10 protein-coding genes, 3 tRNA genes and 4 pseudogenes are annotated in these 15,157 nt (G+C 54.1%); 14 read left to right on the top strand and 3 right to left on the bottom strand.

Annotated features, from left to right (window positions below; translation table 11 throughout):
• Nucleotides 1-63: 63 nt before the first annotated feature.
• From wecB to ACMZI0_RS01305, 9 genes and pseudogenes are all read left to right on the top strand, one after another.
• Nucleotides 64-1,205: pseudogene (gene wecB, locus ACMZI0_RS01345) on the top strand (non-hydrolyzing UDP-N-acetylglucosamine 2-epimerase).
• Nucleotides 1,205-2,476, top strand: a complete 1,272-nt coding sequence (gene wecC, locus ACMZI0_RS01340; RefSeq protein WP_415671661.1) for a UDP-N-acetyl-D-mannosamine dehydrogenase — start codon at nucleotides 1,205-1,207, stop codon at nucleotides 2,474-2,476. Before wecB ends, wecC begins: the two are co-directional and overlap by 1 nt.
• Nucleotides 2,467-3,540, top strand: coding sequence for a dTDP-glucose 4,6-dehydratase (gene rffG, locus ACMZI0_RS01335; RefSeq protein ID WP_415671660.1), 1,074 nt, complete (start codon nucleotides 2,467-2,469; stop codon nucleotides 3,538-3,540). The genes wecC and rffG overlap by 10 nt, the downstream gene beginning before the upstream one ends.
• A gap of 344 nt (nucleotides 3,541-3,884) precedes the next feature.
• A pseudogene (locus ACMZI0_RS01330) lies at nucleotides 3,885-4,344 on the top strand (WzyE family oligosaccharide polymerase); the annotation flags it as partial.
• Nucleotides 4,345-4,353: 9 nt separating this feature from the next.
• Nucleotides 4,354-5,073 carry a lipopolysaccharide N-acetylmannosaminouronosyltransferase gene (wecG, locus tag ACMZI0_RS01325; RefSeq protein ID WP_415671659.1) on the top strand — a complete coding sequence of 240 codons (720 nt, stop codon included), beginning with the start codon at nucleotides 4,354-4,356 and terminating at the stop codon, nucleotides 5,071-5,073.
• A 221-nt stretch (nucleotides 5,074-5,294) separates the two neighbouring features.
• Nucleotides 5,295-6,743: a bifunctional threonine/serine APC transporter ThrP gene (gene thrP / locus ACMZI0_RS01320; protein WP_415671658.1), complete on the top strand. Its 1,449-nt coding sequence runs from the start codon at nucleotides 5,295-5,297 to the stop codon at nucleotides 6,741-6,743.
• 81 nt (nucleotides 6,744-6,824) lie between these two features.
• Nucleotides 6,825-6,901 (top strand) — tRNA-Arg (locus ACMZI0_RS01315).
• Between the two features lie 106 nt (nucleotides 6,902-7,007).
• Nucleotides 7,008-7,083 (top strand) — tRNA-His (locus ACMZI0_RS01310).
• Nucleotides 7,084-7,106: 23 nt separating this feature from the next.
• Nucleotides 7,107-7,192, top strand: a tRNA-Leu gene (locus tag ACMZI0_RS01305).
• 81 nt (nucleotides 7,193-7,273) lie between these two features.
• On the opposite strand, the gene ACMZI0_RS01300 is transcribed toward ACMZI0_RS01305, so the two are convergent.
• Together ACMZI0_RS01300 and fucO are read right to left on the bottom strand one after the other, a co-directional pair.
• Nucleotides 7,274-7,564 (bottom strand): DUF1435 family protein, encoded by a 291-nt coding sequence (locus ACMZI0_RS01300; RefSeq protein ID WP_415671657.1) that lies wholly within the window; start codon nucleotides 7,562-7,564, stop codon nucleotides 7,274-7,276.
• Nucleotides 7,565-7,694: 130 nt separating this feature from the next.
• The gene (gene fucO / locus ACMZI0_RS01295) at nucleotides 7,695-8,846 is read right to left on the bottom strand and encodes a lactaldehyde reductase (RefSeq protein ID WP_415671656.1); all 1,152 of its coding nucleotides are present in this window, start codon (nucleotides 8,844-8,846) and stop codon (nucleotides 7,695-7,697) included.
• A 655-nt stretch (nucleotides 8,847-9,501) separates the two neighbouring features.
• On the opposite strand from fucO, the gene gcvT reads away from it, so the two are divergent.
• The 3 genes and pseudogenes from gcvT to gcvP form a co-directional block, all read left to right on the top strand.
• Complete coding sequence (gcvT, locus tag ACMZI0_RS01290; RefSeq protein WP_415671655.1) at nucleotides 9,502-10,533, top strand: glycine cleavage system aminomethyltransferase GcvT; 1,032 nt, start codon at nucleotides 9,502-9,504, stop codon at nucleotides 10,531-10,533.
• Nucleotides 10,534-10,693: 160 nt separating this feature from the next.
• A pseudogene (gcvH, locus tag ACMZI0_RS01285) lies at nucleotides 10,694-11,078 on the top strand (glycine cleavage system protein GcvH).
• Nucleotides 11,079-11,232: 154 nt separating this feature from the next.
• Nucleotides 11,233-13,104: pseudogene (gene gcvP / locus ACMZI0_RS01280) on the top strand (aminomethyl-transferring glycine dehydrogenase); the annotation flags it as partial.
• A 104-nt stretch (nucleotides 13,105-13,208) separates the two neighbouring features.
• Here the strand turns inward: gcvP and ygfZ are convergent.
• Nucleotides 13,209-14,210 carry a tRNA-modifying protein YgfZ gene (gene ygfZ, locus ACMZI0_RS01275; protein ID WP_415671654.1) on the bottom strand — a complete coding sequence of 334 codons (1,002 nt, stop codon included), beginning with the start codon at nucleotides 14,208-14,210 and terminating at the stop codon, nucleotides 13,209-13,211.
• A gap of 261 nt (nucleotides 14,211-14,471) precedes the next feature.
• Between ygfZ and sdhE the strand changes: the two genes are divergently transcribed.
• Nucleotides 14,472-14,738, top strand: a complete 267-nt coding sequence (sdhE, locus tag ACMZI0_RS01270; RefSeq protein WP_196907542.1) for an FAD assembly factor SdhE — start codon at nucleotides 14,472-14,474, stop codon at nucleotides 14,736-14,738.
• Nucleotides 14,719-15,150 (top strand): protein YgfX, encoded by a 432-nt coding sequence (locus tag ACMZI0_RS01265; RefSeq protein ID WP_415671653.1) that lies wholly within the window; start codon nucleotides 14,719-14,721, stop codon nucleotides 15,148-15,150. Before sdhE ends, ACMZI0_RS01265 begins: the two co-directional genes overlap by 20 nt.
• The last annotated feature ends 7 nt before the right edge of the window (nucleotides 15,151-15,157 follow it).

The following is a 15,157-nucleotide window of genomic DNA, read 5'->3' as shown; positions in this document are numbered from 1 at the left end:
TGGTGGATTGACTGTTTGCGCCGCCTGAAAGGGCTGCCCCTAACCTGATGAAAGAGATTCATTGTGAAAGTGTTGACTATTTTCGGCACCCGGCCAGAAGCCATCAAAATGGCCCCTCTGGTTTATGCCCTGGCTCAGGATGAAGCCTTTGAATCGAAAATATGCGTAACAGCCCAGCACCGGGAGATGCTGGATCAGGTGCTGCGTTTATTTGCTATTACGCCGGATTATGATTTGAACATTATGCAACCGGGCCAAGGGTTGAGCGAGATTACCTGCCGCATCCTTGAAGGGTTGCAGCCGGTATTGACCGCGTTCAAACCCGATCTGGTGCTGGTGCATGGTGATACCACCACCACGCTGGCTGCCAGCCTGGCGGCGCTGTATCAGCGTATTTCTGTCGCCCATGTGGAAGCCGGGTTGCGCACCGGCAATCTCTACTCCCCCTGGCCGGAAGAGGCGAATCGAAAGCTGACCGGTCATTTGGCGACGTACCACTTTGCGCCAACCGAGCGCGCGCGATAATCTGTTGCGGGAAAATCTCGGCGATCGGCAGATCGTGGTGACAGGAAATACGGTTATCGATGCGCTGTTCTGGGTGCGCGATCGTATTCTTGGCGATGAAACATTGCGTCAGTCCCTGGATACCCACTACGGTTTTCTGGATGCGAGTAAAAAACTGATTCTGGTTACAGGGCATCGTCGTGAAAACTTTGGTGATGGTTTCGAGCGTATTTGCACTGCGCTGGCGAGCATTGCTCGTCGCCACCCGGAGGCGCAAATCCTGTATCCCGTATCCTGTATCCCGTGCATTTGAACCCGAATGTGCGCGAACCGGTGAATCGCATTTTGAACGGCATTGATAACGTGGTTCTGATCCCGCTGAAAGAGTATTTGCCGTTTGTCTATTTGATGAACCGGTCATACCTGATTTTGACCGATTCTGGCGGCATTCAGGAAGAAGCGCCCTCATGGGGGTGCCGGCGCTGGCGATGCGCGAGACCACAGAGCGGCCAGAAGCCGTAGAAGCAGGAACGGTGCGACTGGTTGGCACAGAAGTTACAACGATTCTGGATGCGGTATCGCAACTGCTAACCGATAACGCGGCGTATCAGGCAATGAGCAGGGCGCATAATCCGTTCGGTGACGGCACCGCGTGTCAGCGTATTATTGCCGCGCTGAAGAACTCCTTGGTAACACGATAATGATTAATATAATTAAAATCAATACGATAGTGGTAATTGGGCTGGGCTATATCGGTCTGCCGACCGCAGCTGCTTTTGCCTCACGTAAAAAGCGGGTGATTGGAGTGGATATTAGCCGCCATGCGGTGGAAACCATTAATCGCGGTGAGATTCATATTGTCGAGCCCGATCTGGGGGTTATGGTCAAGGCTGCCGTGGAAAACGGCTATTTAACAGCAACGCACAAACCCGAGGCAGCCGATGCCTTTTTGATTGCCGTGCCTACGCCGTTTAAAGGGGGGCACGAGCCTGATTTAAGTTATGTTCAGGCGGCGGCCTCAGTGGCGCCAGTGTTGCAACCCGGGGCGTTGGTGGTGCTTGAGTCTACCTGTCCCGTGGGAGCGACGGAGCAGATGGCGGCATGGCTGGCCGAAGCCCGGCCCGATCTGACCTTCCCGCAGCAGGCGGGAGACGATGCCGATATTCATATTGCTTACTGCCCGGAGCGGGTGCTGCCCGGTCAGGTCGTCGTGGAACTGATGAAAAACGACAGGGTGATTGGTGACATGACGCCAGCATGTGCCGTGCACGCCAGCGCATTGTACAAGATTTTTCTTGAAGGCGAGTGCGTAGAGACCGACGCACGCACGGCCGAGATGTGTAAACTGACGGAAAACAGCTTTCGCGATGTGAATATCGTCTTTGCCAACGAATTGTCGCTGATTTGTGCCGAACAAGGTATCAATGTGTGGGAGCTGATTCGACTGGCGAATCGTCATCCGCGCGTGAATATCCTTCAGCCTGGCCCGGGCGTCGGCGGCCATTGCATCGCAGTAGATCCGTGGTTTATCGTGGCGCAAAACCTGCAACAGGCACGGTTGATACACACGGCGCGATTGGTGAACGACGGTAAACCGCTGTGGGTGGTCGATCGTGTCAAAATGGCAGTGGTGGATTGTCTGGCGCAGAGTGGCAAGCGTGCCAGTGACGTGACTATCGCCTGCTTTGGGCTGGCGTTTAAACCGGATATTGACGATTTGCGCGAAAGCCCGGCGGTCGAGATTACCGAGATGATTGCGCAGTGGCATAGCGGCACGACGCTAGCTGTGGAACCGAATGTGGCCGCGTTGCCGCCGCGTTTGGCTGGATTGGTGACGCTGACGGAACTGTCAGCGGCGTTGCGTGATGCCGATGTGGTGGTGATGCTGGTCGACCATCGGGCATTCCGCGCGATAGAACCTGAAAAGATAAAACAACAGTGGATTGTAGACACGAAAGGAGTATGGCGTTGAAACGTATTTTGGTGACAGGCGGGGCAGGATTTATTGGATCGGCGCTGGTGCGCTATCTGGTAGCGGAAACGCAAGACAGCGTGGTGGTGGTCGATAAGCTGACTTATGCCGGTAATCTGGCGTCATTGGCACCCGTAGCGGCCAGCGATCGCTTCGCGTTCGAGCAGGTCGATATCTGCGATCGTCCGGCGTTGGATCGGGTATTTGCCGCTTATCAACCGGATTTGGTGATGCATCTGGCGGCGGAAAGCCACGTTGACCGCTCTATTGATGGTCCGGCGGCGTTTATTGAAACCAATATCGTCGGCACTTACCAGATGCTGGAAACGGCGCGCCACTACTGGAGCGCGCTGGATGATGAGAAAAAAGCCGCCTTCCGTTTCCACCATATCTCTACCGATGAAGTGTTTGGCGATCTGCACGGTACGGACGATCTCTTTACCGAAACCACGCCTTATGCGCCCAGCAGTCCCTATTCCGCATCCAAAGCCTCCAGCGATCATCTGGTACGCGCCTGGATGCGTACCTATGGGCTGCCGACGATTATCACCAACAGCTCCAATAACTACGGTCCTTACCATTTCCCGGAAAAATTGATTCCGCTGATGATCCTCAACGCGTTATCCGGTAAACCGCTGCCAGTGTATGGCAACGGTGCGCAGATCCGCAACTGGCTGTTTGTCGAGGATCATGCCCGTGCGCTTTACCGTGTGGTGACGGCGGGAGACGTCGGGGAAACCTACAATATCGGCGGCCATAACGAGCGCAAAAATCTCGACGTGGTGCATACCCTGTGCGATCTGCTGGAGGAACTGGCGCCGCAAAAACCGGCAGGTGTGGCTCACTATCGCGATCTCATTACCTATGTGACCGACCGACCCGGTCATGACATGCGCTACGCCATCGATGCCAGCAAAATGGCGCGCGAGCTGGATTGGAAACCGCAGGAAACCTTCGAAACGGGTATGCGTAAAACGGTGCTGTGGTATCTGAACAACGAAGCCTGGTGGCGCAGCGTGCAGGATGGCTCCTACACCGGAGAGCGGTTAGGACTGGACGCATAGTTGGCGCTGGCCACCTGAGCGTGTCAGCAACATCGGCGCTTACAGCTACATCGACGTTTACAGCAACAACAGGAGAGGCGATAACATCCACGATTTATGCGCATGTGATGCCGTTACCGTGGGAAAGTGAGTTTTTCGCCCTCCCCAGCGCGCGCTTGTTGTTCAGTGATGATGCGCCTGCGTTAACGCCTGCGGCGTTGACGGCGTATGCCGTGGTGCAGGCCAAGGTCGCTTCCAGCGATCTGGCGCAGATCGATGCGCTCTCGGCCAGAGGCTTCCAACTGGCAGAGAGCGAAGTGGATTTGTGTCTGCCGATTGCCGCGGGCGAGGTGACGCTTCCGGCCTGGCCCGTGCGCCCGAATCTGGTGCTTAACAGCGCCAACTACTTCACCTGGGAAGTTCTGAATAATCACTCTGGGCTGGCGATTTCGCCGACGCTGCTGGGATCGCTGGTGGTGATGGGGGGTGCTGTTTATCCCACTCGGTGCCATTGCGGTGGGTGTTATCGTCAAGTGGTTTGATGCGTTGTATGAATTGGGGCGGCGCAGTCAGAACCGCTACAGTGCGGCAGTGCTGCAAAGTTTCTGCTTTGGCGCCGTGTTTAACCTGATTGTGTTGGTGCGCGAAGGCGGCGACGCTTTTGTGTCGCGCGTGGTGTTTTTTGCCTTGGTGTTTGGGCTATGTGTGCTGGTGGCGAAGCTGCTTTACTGGTTGTTTGAAAACGTGGGCTTGATTCGCCAGCGCTGGGCACCGTCCCACACCGTGCCTGTGGCCCTGACGCCACATACTTCGGATACGCCGTAAGGAACCTCCATGAAAAATCATGCTCCCGTCCCTCTCTATCGCATTCGCAATATTCCGTTGCACGGGTTTGCGGATCAAGCAACCTGTCTGGCGTTTCTTTTTGCCGAGGGAGAGGTAAAAACCGGCACGTTAGTCGTGATTAATGCTGAGCAGGATAAGCCGCTGTGGGATTTGATTGCCGAGGCTGAATACAAGTATGCCGACGGCATCAGTATTGTGTGCGCCATCAAACGTAAATACCCGCAGGCGGAGGTCACGCGTGTCGCCGGGGCCGACCTGTGGGAAGCATTGATGCAAAAGGCCGGTGCTGAAGGCACCCCGGTGTTTCTGCTGGGCGGAAAACCGGCGATACTGCGCCAGACGGAAGAGAAATTGCGTAAGCAGTGGCAGGTGAATATCGTCGGCAGTCAGGATGGCTATTTCCCGGCAGAGCAGCGCGACTCGGTGTTTGAGCGTGTGCGTGCCAGTGGAGCACGCATTGTGACTGTCGCGATGGGATCCCCACGCCAGGAGATCCTGATGCGTGACTGCCGCCGCCATCCACAGGAACTCTATATGGGGGTGGGGGGCACCTATGATGTTTTCACCGGGCACGTGAAACGCGCACCTCTGGTCTGGCAGCGCCTGGGATTGGAGTGGCTCTACCGGTTGCTGAGCCAGCCCAGCCGCATTACCCGTCAAATTAAACTGTTAAAATTCCTCGCCTATTACTTTAGTGGACGTTTGTAACGACGTTCCCTCTCTGCGCAGCCATCGGTATTTGTTATGACGATTGGCTCTTAAAATAAAATTGTTATTCTCATTTGATTTTAAATGACTATTTGCTAATCAGACAAAAATGCAGAAGGATATGCTGCCTAAAATGTGCGAACCCGCTCGAAAGCGGGATGGGCACGATAAAACCCGGTATGAAACCGGGAGGAAAACACAACATTTAAGACAGAGGATCTATGGCTAACGAGGAATCGCAAGGCAAGCTCCACCGTGGGCTTGAGGCTCGGCATATTGAGCTGATCGCGCTGGGTGGAACGATTGGCGTCGGGTTGTTTATGGGAGCGGCGAGCGCATTGAAGTGGGCCGGGCCGTCTGTGCTGCTGGCTTATATTGTCGCGGGTATATTTGTTTTCTTTATCATGCGCTCGATGGGCGAAATGCTCTATATGGAACCGGTCACCGGCTCCTTTGCCGTGTATGCGCATAAATACATGAGCCCGTTCTTTGGTTATCTCACCGCCTGGGGCTACTGGTTTATGTGGATGGCGGTCGGGATTTCGGAAATCACTGCTATCGGTGTTTACGTGCAGTACTGGTTCCCGGAATTACCGCAGTGGATCCCCGCTATTGCGTGCGTAGCGCTGGTGGCGCTGGCCAATTTGGCCGCCGTGCGTCTTTACGGTGAAATTGAATTCTGGTTCGCCATGATCAAAATCACCACCATCATTGTGATGATCGTGGTGGGTGTGGGCATCATCTTTTTTGGTATCGGTAATCACGGTCAATCTACCGGTTTCGCCAACCTGACGGCCCACGGCGGCTTTCTTGCGGGCGGCTGGAAAGGGCTGCTGTTTGCGCTGTGTTTGGTGGTTGCGTCTTATCAGGGCGTCGAGCTGGTTGGGATCACTGCCGGTGAAGCCAAGAACCCCAAGATTACCCTCAAGCGTGCGATTAATAACATCCTGTGGCGTATCCTGATTTTCTATGTGGGTGCCATTTTTATCATCGTCACCATTTTCCCGTGGAATGAAATTGGCACTTCGGGCAGCCCGTTTGTGCTGACCTTTGCCAAAATCGGGATTACTGCCGCTGCCGGGATTATCAACTTTGTGGTACTGACTGCCGCGCTCTCTGGCTGTAACAGCGGTATGTACAGCTGTGGCCGTATGCTTTACTCACTGGCAAATAACCGTCAGCTACCTGCCTGGATTGGTAAAGTGACTGCCAGAGGTGTACCGGCCGCGGGCGTCACCGTGTCTATTCTTTGTCTGTTGTTAGGGTCGGCGTTAAACTACATTATTCCTAATCCGGAAAAAGTGTTTGTCTATATCTACAGCGCCAGCGTGCTGCCAGGTATGGTGCCATGGTTTGTTGTGCTGATAAGCCAGATACGTTTTCGCCAGCAGCATCAGGCTCAATTGGCGGGCCATCCGTTCAAATCCGTGCTGTTTCCGTGGGTGAACTATCTGACCATGGCTTTCCTGCTGTGTGTCCTGGTAGGGATGTACATTAATGAAGACACGCGTATGTCTTTATTGGTTGGGGTAGCGTTTCTCGCCGTCGTTAGCGTGATTTACGCTGTGCTGGAAGGGCGTAAAACAGGCATTGACGGTACCGGAAGCCTGATTAACGGGTGGGGAGAGTTGCTGACTGTGTGTTTTCGGCATGAAATGCGCAAAGCATAAGCAAACGCATCATTTCGATAAAAAAAAGCACTAGACAGGCAGAGATTAAATCCGTACTATCCCCACCCGCAACGGCGCTACGCGCCCGTAGCTCAGCTGGATAGAGCGCTGCCCTCCGGAGGCAGAGGTCTCAGGTTCGAATCCTGCCGGGCGCGCCATTCAATTTTGTGCGCGAGAGCTGCGGTGGTACGATTCACCGTAAGGGAAGTACCGGTTTTATCGTTAGTTGTAGATGTATCTAATACATCGCTATGCAGTACATTGGTGGCTATAGCTCAGTTGGTAGAGCCCTGGATTGTGATTCCAGTTGTCGTGGGTTCGAGTCCCATTAGCCACCCCAGATTCAGATGTTCGTGAATGTATGCGAAGGTGGCGGAATTGGTAGACGCGCTAGCTTCAGGTGTTAGTGTCCTTCGGACGTGAGGGTTCAAGTCCCTCTCTTCGCACCATTTCTTAATGATTTCCCCTTCTTTTTTTATTCCCTTGCATTTATCAAAAATTTTCCTTAGTACTGCGCGACGCATCGCCCGCTACGGCCACGTCGTTTGGAAAGCCACTACCAACGCGCTTAATCCGCCCGCCAGTGCGACACAGGAAGGCAGTAGCAAGTAATGGCGCAAGCGAGGATGGAACAGCATCACCGCGGTCACCAGCAGCGCAATCGCCACAATCAGCTTCCAACTGTTGAGTTGAAGATCGAGCAGAGCGAGCAACGGCATCAGCGCGGCAGGCAGCAGAATACCCCAGGCGCTGCTCAGACGTTTACCCAGACACCAGCTGGCACTCCATAACCCGCAGGCAGTAATCATGGCGGCAATCATGGTTCGCCCCTCTATACTGATAATGATAACTACTATCATATGTGAATTTATATCATTTACGTGCAGGCGTAAACCCCGGCAAACGCAGCCGGGGTGGTAGGATAGTGAGAGAAAATACGAGGAAGGGGAATCAGTAGATTGACTGGTACAGCGCCTTAATTTGCTCCAGCGTCACATCGCGCGGGTTGCCGCCGGTGCAAACGTCGTCGAAGGCAGCCTGTGCCAACGCCGGAATGTCCTCTTCCTTCATGCCCACCTGGCGTAGACGTGCCGGAATATCGACATCCTGAGAAAGCTGTTTTACCGCGGCGATGGCCGCTTCTCGCGCTTGTGCGATCGGTATCTGTTGTGAGCCAGCGACACCCATTGCTACGGCGATTTGGCGGAACTTGTCGCTGGTATAGTCGGCATTGAACGCCATGATATAAGGCAGTAGGATCGCGTTTGCCACGCCGTGTGGGGTGTCATAGAAAGCGCCCAGCGGGTGTGCCATACCGTGCACCAATCCTAATCCCACGTTGTAGAAACCCATTCCGGCGACGTACTGCCCCAGCGCCATGGCCTCCACACCTGCGGCATGGCCCGCGACCGAATCGCGCAGCGAACGGCTGATGATCTCGATGGCCTTCAGATGCAGCATGTCGGTCAGCTCCCACGCGCCTTTGGTGGTGAAGCCTTCAATCGCGTGCGTCAGGGCATCCAGACCCGTTGCCGCCTTCAGTGAGGCTGGCATACTGGCCATCATGTTGGCATCGATAAAAGAGACGATAGGAATATCATGCGGATCGACGCAGACGAACTTGCGCCGTTTTTCTTCATCGGTGATCACGTAATTAATTGTGACCTCAGCGGCGGTGCCTGCGGTGGTGGGGATCGAGAAGATCGGTACGCTGGGGAGGCGCGTGGGCGCAACGCCCTCCAGACTGCGCACATCTGCGTATTCCGGGTTGTTGATGATGATACCAATCGCTTTGCAGGTGTCCTGCGGTGAACCGCCGCCAATGGCAATCAGATAATCGGCTTGTGCGGCCTTGTAGCGCTCAATGCCTGCGGTAACTACGCGGATGGTGGGGTTGGGAATCACTTCATCGTAAACCGCATAGGGTAGGCCCGCCTGATCGAGCAGCGCAGTGACTTTGCCCACTACGCCATATTTCACCAGGTCTTTGTCGGTGACCACCAACGCTTTGTGGAAACCACGCCGGGTTATCTCTTCTACGATATGGTTAATCGCCCCCGCACCAAAATACGAGGTTTCGTTAAGGATCATTCTTTGGGTCATCGTCGTAATCTCCATAACATTTTGATTTTAAATGGATGCTGAACGTGGTCGGGTGGCGCAAGCGATCGGGGAGGGAAACGCCCTTAAGGCGCGAAAAGTTAACCGTCATAGCGTTAGCTTCTATGCCATCGATAACGGAAAGACTGTGATGGATCGCTGATAAATGGATATTACCCATTTAATCAGTATGGATATGTGAAAGGAGATTTGCCTTCCTCTCGCTGCCATCTGCTGTGACGCGGTGGCAGTGAGCGCAAGGTGAGTGTGATCGTCGTCATCTTTAGCGCTTTTGATGGCACGGCATAATCGTGGTGTTTGGTTGAAATAATCTAATTTCAGCCAGTTTTTTGCATTATAAAAACTAATCCATTGTAAATGTTTGCGGGTTGATCATCCTCTAATGATGTGAATATTTATGCCATTATTTTTGTTTTAAACTTATCTAATTGGTGTTTTGTTCTATTTAATGATTTTATTCTGGCGAATTTCGTTGTCTTGTGCTCTGGCACTCTTTTTGCCATTCACTGCTGATATATAGTTTAACTTATGACAGAGGGTGTGGTAGGCCCTGTGGCAGAGGTGGTAAGTTCAACGCAAAGAAAGCGTTTGCGTGGCGTATTTTGCGCCGTTCGCAAAGAGAGGTTCGGGAGAAAAAATGACACAGCAAACTCCGTTGTATCAGCAACATCTGGCCGATGGCGCGAAGATGGTCGACTTTCACGGCTGGATGATGCCGCTGCACTACGGCTCACAGTTGGATGAACATCACAGCGTTAGACGTTATGCGGGCATGTTCGATGTGTCGCACATGACTATTGTGGATTTAGACGGTCCACGCGTGCGCGAATTCCTGCGTTATCTGCTGGCGAATGACGTTGCCAAACTCACGCAACCGGACAAGGCGCTTTATACCGGGATGTTAAATGCCTCGGGGGGCGTCATTGACGATCTCATCGTCTATTTTCTTACCGAAACGCATTTCCGGCTGGTGGTGAACTCCGCCACGCGGGAGAAAGATCTGGCCTGGATCGCCGAGCATGCCAAGGTGTTCAACGTGGAGTGGCGTGAGCGCGACGAACTGGCGTTAATTGCCGTGCAAGGGCCGTTGGCCCAGGAGAAAGTGCAGGCGTTACTGAGTGCAGAACAACGCGCGGCAACGGCGGGAATAAAACCCTTTTTCGGCGTACAAACCGGCGACTATTTTATTGCTACCACCGGGTATACCGGTGAGTCAGGCTATGAAATCGCCCTACCAGCGGAGCAGGCGGTGTCGTTCTGGCAACAACTGCTGGCGGCCGGTGTACAGCCGTGCGGCCTCGGTGTACGTGATACGTTGCGCCTTGAAGCGGGCATGAATCTTTATGGTCAGGACATGGACGAAGGCATTTTGCCGCTGGCCGCCAATATGGGTTGGACCATCGCCTGGCAACCGGAGGCGCGTGATTTTATTGGCCGGGAAGCGCTGACACGCCAGCGTAGCGAAGGCACTGAGCAGTTGGTCGGGCTGGTGCTGCGCGAAAAAGGGGTGCTGCGCCATGAAATGCCAGTATGCTTTACCGATGCTAATGGCACCGTACAGGAAGGCATGATAACCAGCGGTACCTTTTCTCCGACGCCGGGCTTCAGCATTGCGTTGGCCCGTGTGCCACAAGGCATTAGTGAAACGGCGCTGGTGCAAATCCGCTAGCGCGAAGTGCCCGTAGAGGTCACCAAACCGGTATTTATGCGCGGCGGCAAGGCGCTGGTTTGACGCCGTGCCCGATCTGACCATGATTATCTATTGATTAACGTTAGCGCGATAGCGCGCAATGTAATACGATGAAGCCATTTTGAAGGAGAGCAGGGCAATGAGCAGCACAATCCCAACCGAGTTGAAATACACCTCATCCCATGAGTGGGTTCAGGCCGAAGGTGAGGGTATCTACCGTGTCGGTATTACCGAACATGCCCAAGAGTTGTTGGGGGACATGGTTTTCGTCGATTTGCCTGACGTTGGCACACAGGTTGCGATGCGCCGTCGCTGAGTCGGTCAAGGCGGCCTCAGATATCTATGCGCCGTTGAGCGGTGAGATCGTGACGGTGAACGATGCGCTGGAAGGACAACCGGAGCTGGTCAACAGCGCTCCCTACGCCGACGGTTGGCTGTTTAGCATCAAAGCGTCTGATGAAAGTGAATTGAGCGAATTGCTGGATGCAACGGCTTATCAGGCGCTGTTGGAAGAAGACGAATAACCTTCTCGCCCCGTGACGGTTTCACCGCACATCACGGGGCAAATCGATTTTTCAGAATGTAAGACGCTGAGCGCAGCCTACCGCGTTCGCGCTTGTTGTTTGCCATGAACGTTCACTTGCTATAAACAATCGCTTGATGCAGGAAATACCCCTAATGACCCAGACTCTCAGCCAACTCGAACATGACGCCGCTTTTGTTGAGCGTCACATCGGCCCTATGCCCGCGCAGCAGGCTTACATGCTTGAAACGCTCGGCGCGGATTCATTGTCGGCGTTGATTCGGCAGATCGTGCCGGCAGATATCCAGTTGCCCAACCCACCAGTGGTGGGAGAGGCGCTGCCCGAGCATCAGGCGTTGGCGGAACTCAAGTCTATTGCCAGTCGCAATCAGCGCTACAAGAGCTATATCGGTATGGGGTACACCGCTGTGCATATGCCACCGGTGATCTTGCGTAATCTGCTGGAAAATCCCGGCTGGTACACCGCATATACCCCTTATCAGCCTGAAGTGTCGCAAGGGCGTTTGGAAGCCTTGCTGAATTTCCAGCAGATGACGCAGGATTTGACCGGACTGGAACTGGCCTCTGCCTCTCTGCTTGATGAAGCCACAGAGGCGGCGGATGCGATGGCGATGACCAAGCGTGTCAGTAAGCTGAAACAGGCTAACCGCTTCTTCGTGGCGGAGCATGTGCATCCGCAAACGCTGGATGTGGTGCGCGCCCGTGCCGAGACCTTTGGTTTTGAAGTCGTGGTCGGCGATGCTGCCGCAGCACTGGAAACGGAAGGCGTGTTTGGCGTGCTGTTGCAGCAGGTGAATACCTATGGCGAAGCGCATGATTATCGCGAGCTGATTGCACAACTGAATGCACGTAAGGTAATCGTCAGCGTTGCTGCCGATATCATGGCACTGGTGCTGCTGGCCGCGCCGGGTAAGCAGGGGGCCGATATTGTGTTTGGCTCCGCCCAGCGTTTTGGTGTTCCGATGGGCTACGGCGGTCCGCATGCGGCCTTCTTCGCCTGTAAAGATGAATATAAACGTGCCATGCCGGGGCGTATTATCGGTGTCTCACGTGATGCTGTGGGTAACACCGCGCTGCGTATGGCGATGCAGACGCGTGAGCAACACATCCGTCGCGAAAAAGCCAACTCCAACATCTGTACCTCTCAGGTGCTGCTGGCAAACATTGCCGGTTTCTATGCCGTCTATCACAGGCCGCAGGGGCTTAAACGTATCGCGGAACGCATTCATCGCTTGACCGATATTCTGGCAGCGGGTTTGCAGAAAGGGGGGTTGAGTCTGTGGCACACCACCTGGTTTGATACGCTGGCGGTTGAGGTGGAAGACAAGAATGCCATCATCGCCCATGCGCTGAATGCCGGGATCAACCTGCGTACCGATCTCTATCATGGGGTCGGTATCACACTGGATGAAACCACCACCCGCGAGGATGTTCAGGCGTTGTTTGACGTGCTGCTGGGAGAAGGGCATGGCCTGTCTATCGATGCGCTGGATGCAGCGCTCAGTGGCGGTTCATCTTCTATTCCTTCTGCGCTGTTGCGCACGGATGCCATTTTGACTCACCCGGTATTCAACCGTTATCACAGTGAAACCGAGATGATGCGTTATCTGCATCGCTTGGCACACAAAGATCTGGCGCTGAACCGTGCCATGATCCCGCTGGGCTCCTGCACCATGAAGCTGAATGCTGCGGCGGAAATGTTGCCGATCACCTGGCCAGAGTTTGCTGAACTGCATCCATTCTGTCCGCCGGAACAAGCGCAGGGTTATCGTACGATGATCGAACAGCTTTCCGGCTGGTTGGTTCAGCTTACTGGCTATGACGCTGTGTGCATGCAGCCTAATTCAGGCGCGCAAGGCGAGTACGCTGGTTTGCTGGCCATTCGCCGCTACCATGAAAGCCGAGGTGATGCTCAGCGCACGTTGTGCCTGATTCCAAGCTCTGCACACGGCACTAACCCAGCATCGGCGCAGATGGCAGGGATAGCGGTAGAAGTGGTGGCCTGTGCCATTTTCTGGCGATCTACCTTTACGTTTAGCCCCTAAATATCAACCTGGCGCCGTTTCTTGGTGAAACAGAAACGGCGCTCAGCGACGATCCTTGCCAGTAATTATTCAGACAATGAATAAGGCAGCGGTTGCAGACTAAGCTGACTTTCCGCTGCATCGCGTACGCGCAATACGCTATCCGCTTCCAGATCGTTATTCAGTACAGCTTGCATCCAAAGTGTACCGTCGCTCAACGGGCAGGCGGCTAACACTGTACCGGTGCGACGCCAGTTTTCCCCCATTTTCAGTTCCAGGTCTTCTCCTGCTTCTGGCTCGCGCGCTGAGGTGCCTGCCAGCCAATAGAGCGCCCGCTTGTTGGCTCCGCGAAATTTTGCCCGCGCCACCATCTCCTGCCCGGTGTAGCAGCCTTTATTAAAACTGATACCGTTAAGTGCCTGTATATTCGTTGCTTGCGGGATGAACTGCGCGCTGTTTACGTTGTCAATAATCGGCAGTGCGGATTCAATATCAAGCGCCAGCCACTGTTGGCTGTCGGCCCACTGCACGCTGTCACCCAGTTTTGCACTCAGCGCAGCGGCACCTTCTTCGTTCAGTACCAGAAGGAAACGTTCAGCAGGGAGAGCAAAATGCAGCAGCGTGCCGAAGGGGTGACTGACAACGGGATGTTCGGTGTCCGGCAGAGTGGAAAAGACCTCGGCTAAACGTTCGCGTATATTGCTGCCCGCGGCACCGATAAGCTGGAGGTTGTCATCTGCGGCAATAGTGGTTTTGGCGAAGACGGCGTATTTTTTTAACTCATTCAATTGCGTATCGCGCAGATTACGGCGCACCAGATAGGCGAAGCCGTCGTTGTGAGCAAACAGGCGCAGGGTGCTCCACATTTTGCCCTTGGCATCACAATGGCCGCAAAGTACATGTTGATCGGGCGCTAACGCGTTAACATCGGCAGTCACCTGGCCTTGCAGGTAAGTGCGTGTGTCTGGACCGGTGAGTGTGACCAGCGCCCAGTCATTAAGCGCTATCAGCGTAGCGGGAAGCTGGGCCGAAGCCGTGATGGAAAGTGATTTAACCGTTTGTGGTGCTGAGGGAATTGGGGTTGCCATGTAACCATCCTCGCGAAGGTACGTTTGCGTTTGGCCTAATGGTAAAAGAGCTTGTGGGGTTTGCAAGCAGTTATTCGTGCCATTGCATCACATGACTTTCAGTTAGCATATTCACAAGCGTTACTGCGCGTGCGTGATGGATAACCTTCTGCGAAGTGCGGATATGCGCTAAAATATGTCCAAATGTTACATTTAGTTGAGTGTTTATCTAGACATCCGAGTTACACTACACGTTGGCGTCGATAAAAAGTAGGAAAAGCAATGGATATCGATAATAAGGCGCGAATTCACTGGGCGTGCCGCCGAGGAATGCGAGAGTTAGATATCGCCATCATGCCCTTTTTTGAACACGAGTATGATGTGCTAAACGATGATGACAAACGTGCTTTTGTGCGTTTATTACAGTGCGATGACCCTGATCTGTTTAACTGGTTGATGAACCACGGTGAACCGGAAGACGGGGAACTTAAACGCATGATCTCTCTTATCCAGACGCGAAATAAAGATCGTGGCCCTGTGGCGCTGTGATTTGCGCGTCTCCTGGCGCATGCAGGTATTTTCTTTGCTGGTGCACGGGCTCTTGCTGTTATTGATTCTGCTGGCGCCCTGGCCGGACGGCTATGCGGTGCTTTGGTTATCGCTGATGACGTTGGTGGTTTTCGGGTTTATCCGCAGCCAGCGTAATATCAAAGCGCGCCACGGCGAAATCGTGTTGCAGGATGAAGCGAGTCTTGAGTGGCAGCAGCATCGCTGGCGTATTATCCGCCGTCCGTGGATGTTGAAAAATGGCATCCTGCTGTCGCTGCGGCGTAGCGACGGTAAACGCCAACAGCGGCTGTGGCTGGCATCGGACAACATGGATAAGCAGGAATGGCGACATTTGCGCCAGCTGTTGCTGGAGAGCAAAGAGTGGGCGAGTGAAAACTCGGACGTGCGCTAATTCAGGT

Source organism: Symbiopectobacterium sp., assembly GCF_047692315.1.
GTDB lineage: Bacteria > Pseudomonadota > Gammaproteobacteria > Enterobacterales > Enterobacteriaceae > Symbiopectobacterium.
Note: the sequence above shows the minus strand (reverse complement) of the source record. Positions and strands in the feature narration are given on the sequence as shown.

What these genes read in the sequence shown, in the direction of transcription:
- sdhE (WP_196907542.1), top strand. Translation starts at nt 14,472, where the DNA reads ATGGATATCGATAATAAGGCGCGAATTCACTGGGCGTGCCGCCGAGGA.
- gcvT (WP_415671655.1), top strand. Translation starts at nt 9,502, where the DNA reads ATGACACAGCAAACTCCGTTGTATCAGCAACATCTGGCCGATGGCGCG.
- fucO (WP_415671656.1), bottom strand. Translation starts at nt 8,846, where the DNA reads ATGACCCAAAGAATGATCCTTAACGAAACCTCGTATTTTGGTGCGGGG.
- ygfZ (WP_415671654.1), bottom strand. Translation starts at nt 14,210, where the DNA reads ATGGCAACCCCAATTCCCTCAGCACCACAAACGGTTAAATCACTTTCC.
- wecG (WP_415671659.1), top strand. Translation starts at nt 4,354, where the DNA reads ATGAAAAATCATGCTCCCGTCCCTCTCTATCGCATTCGCAATATTCCG.
- wecC (WP_415671661.1), top strand. Translation starts at nt 1,205, where the DNA reads ATGATTAATATAATTAAAATCAATACGATAGTGGTAATTGGGCTGGGC.
- ACMZI0_RS01300 (WP_415671657.1), bottom strand. Translation starts at nt 7,564, where the DNA reads ATGATTGCCGCCATGATTACTGCCTGCGGGTTATGGAGTGCCAGCTGG.
- rffG (WP_415671660.1), top strand. Translation starts at nt 2,467, where the DNA reads ATGGCGTTGAAACGTATTTTGGTGACAGGCGGGGCAGGATTTATTGGA.
- thrP (WP_415671658.1), top strand. Translation starts at nt 5,295, where the DNA reads ATGGCTAACGAGGAATCGCAAGGCAAGCTCCACCGTGGGCTTGAGGCT.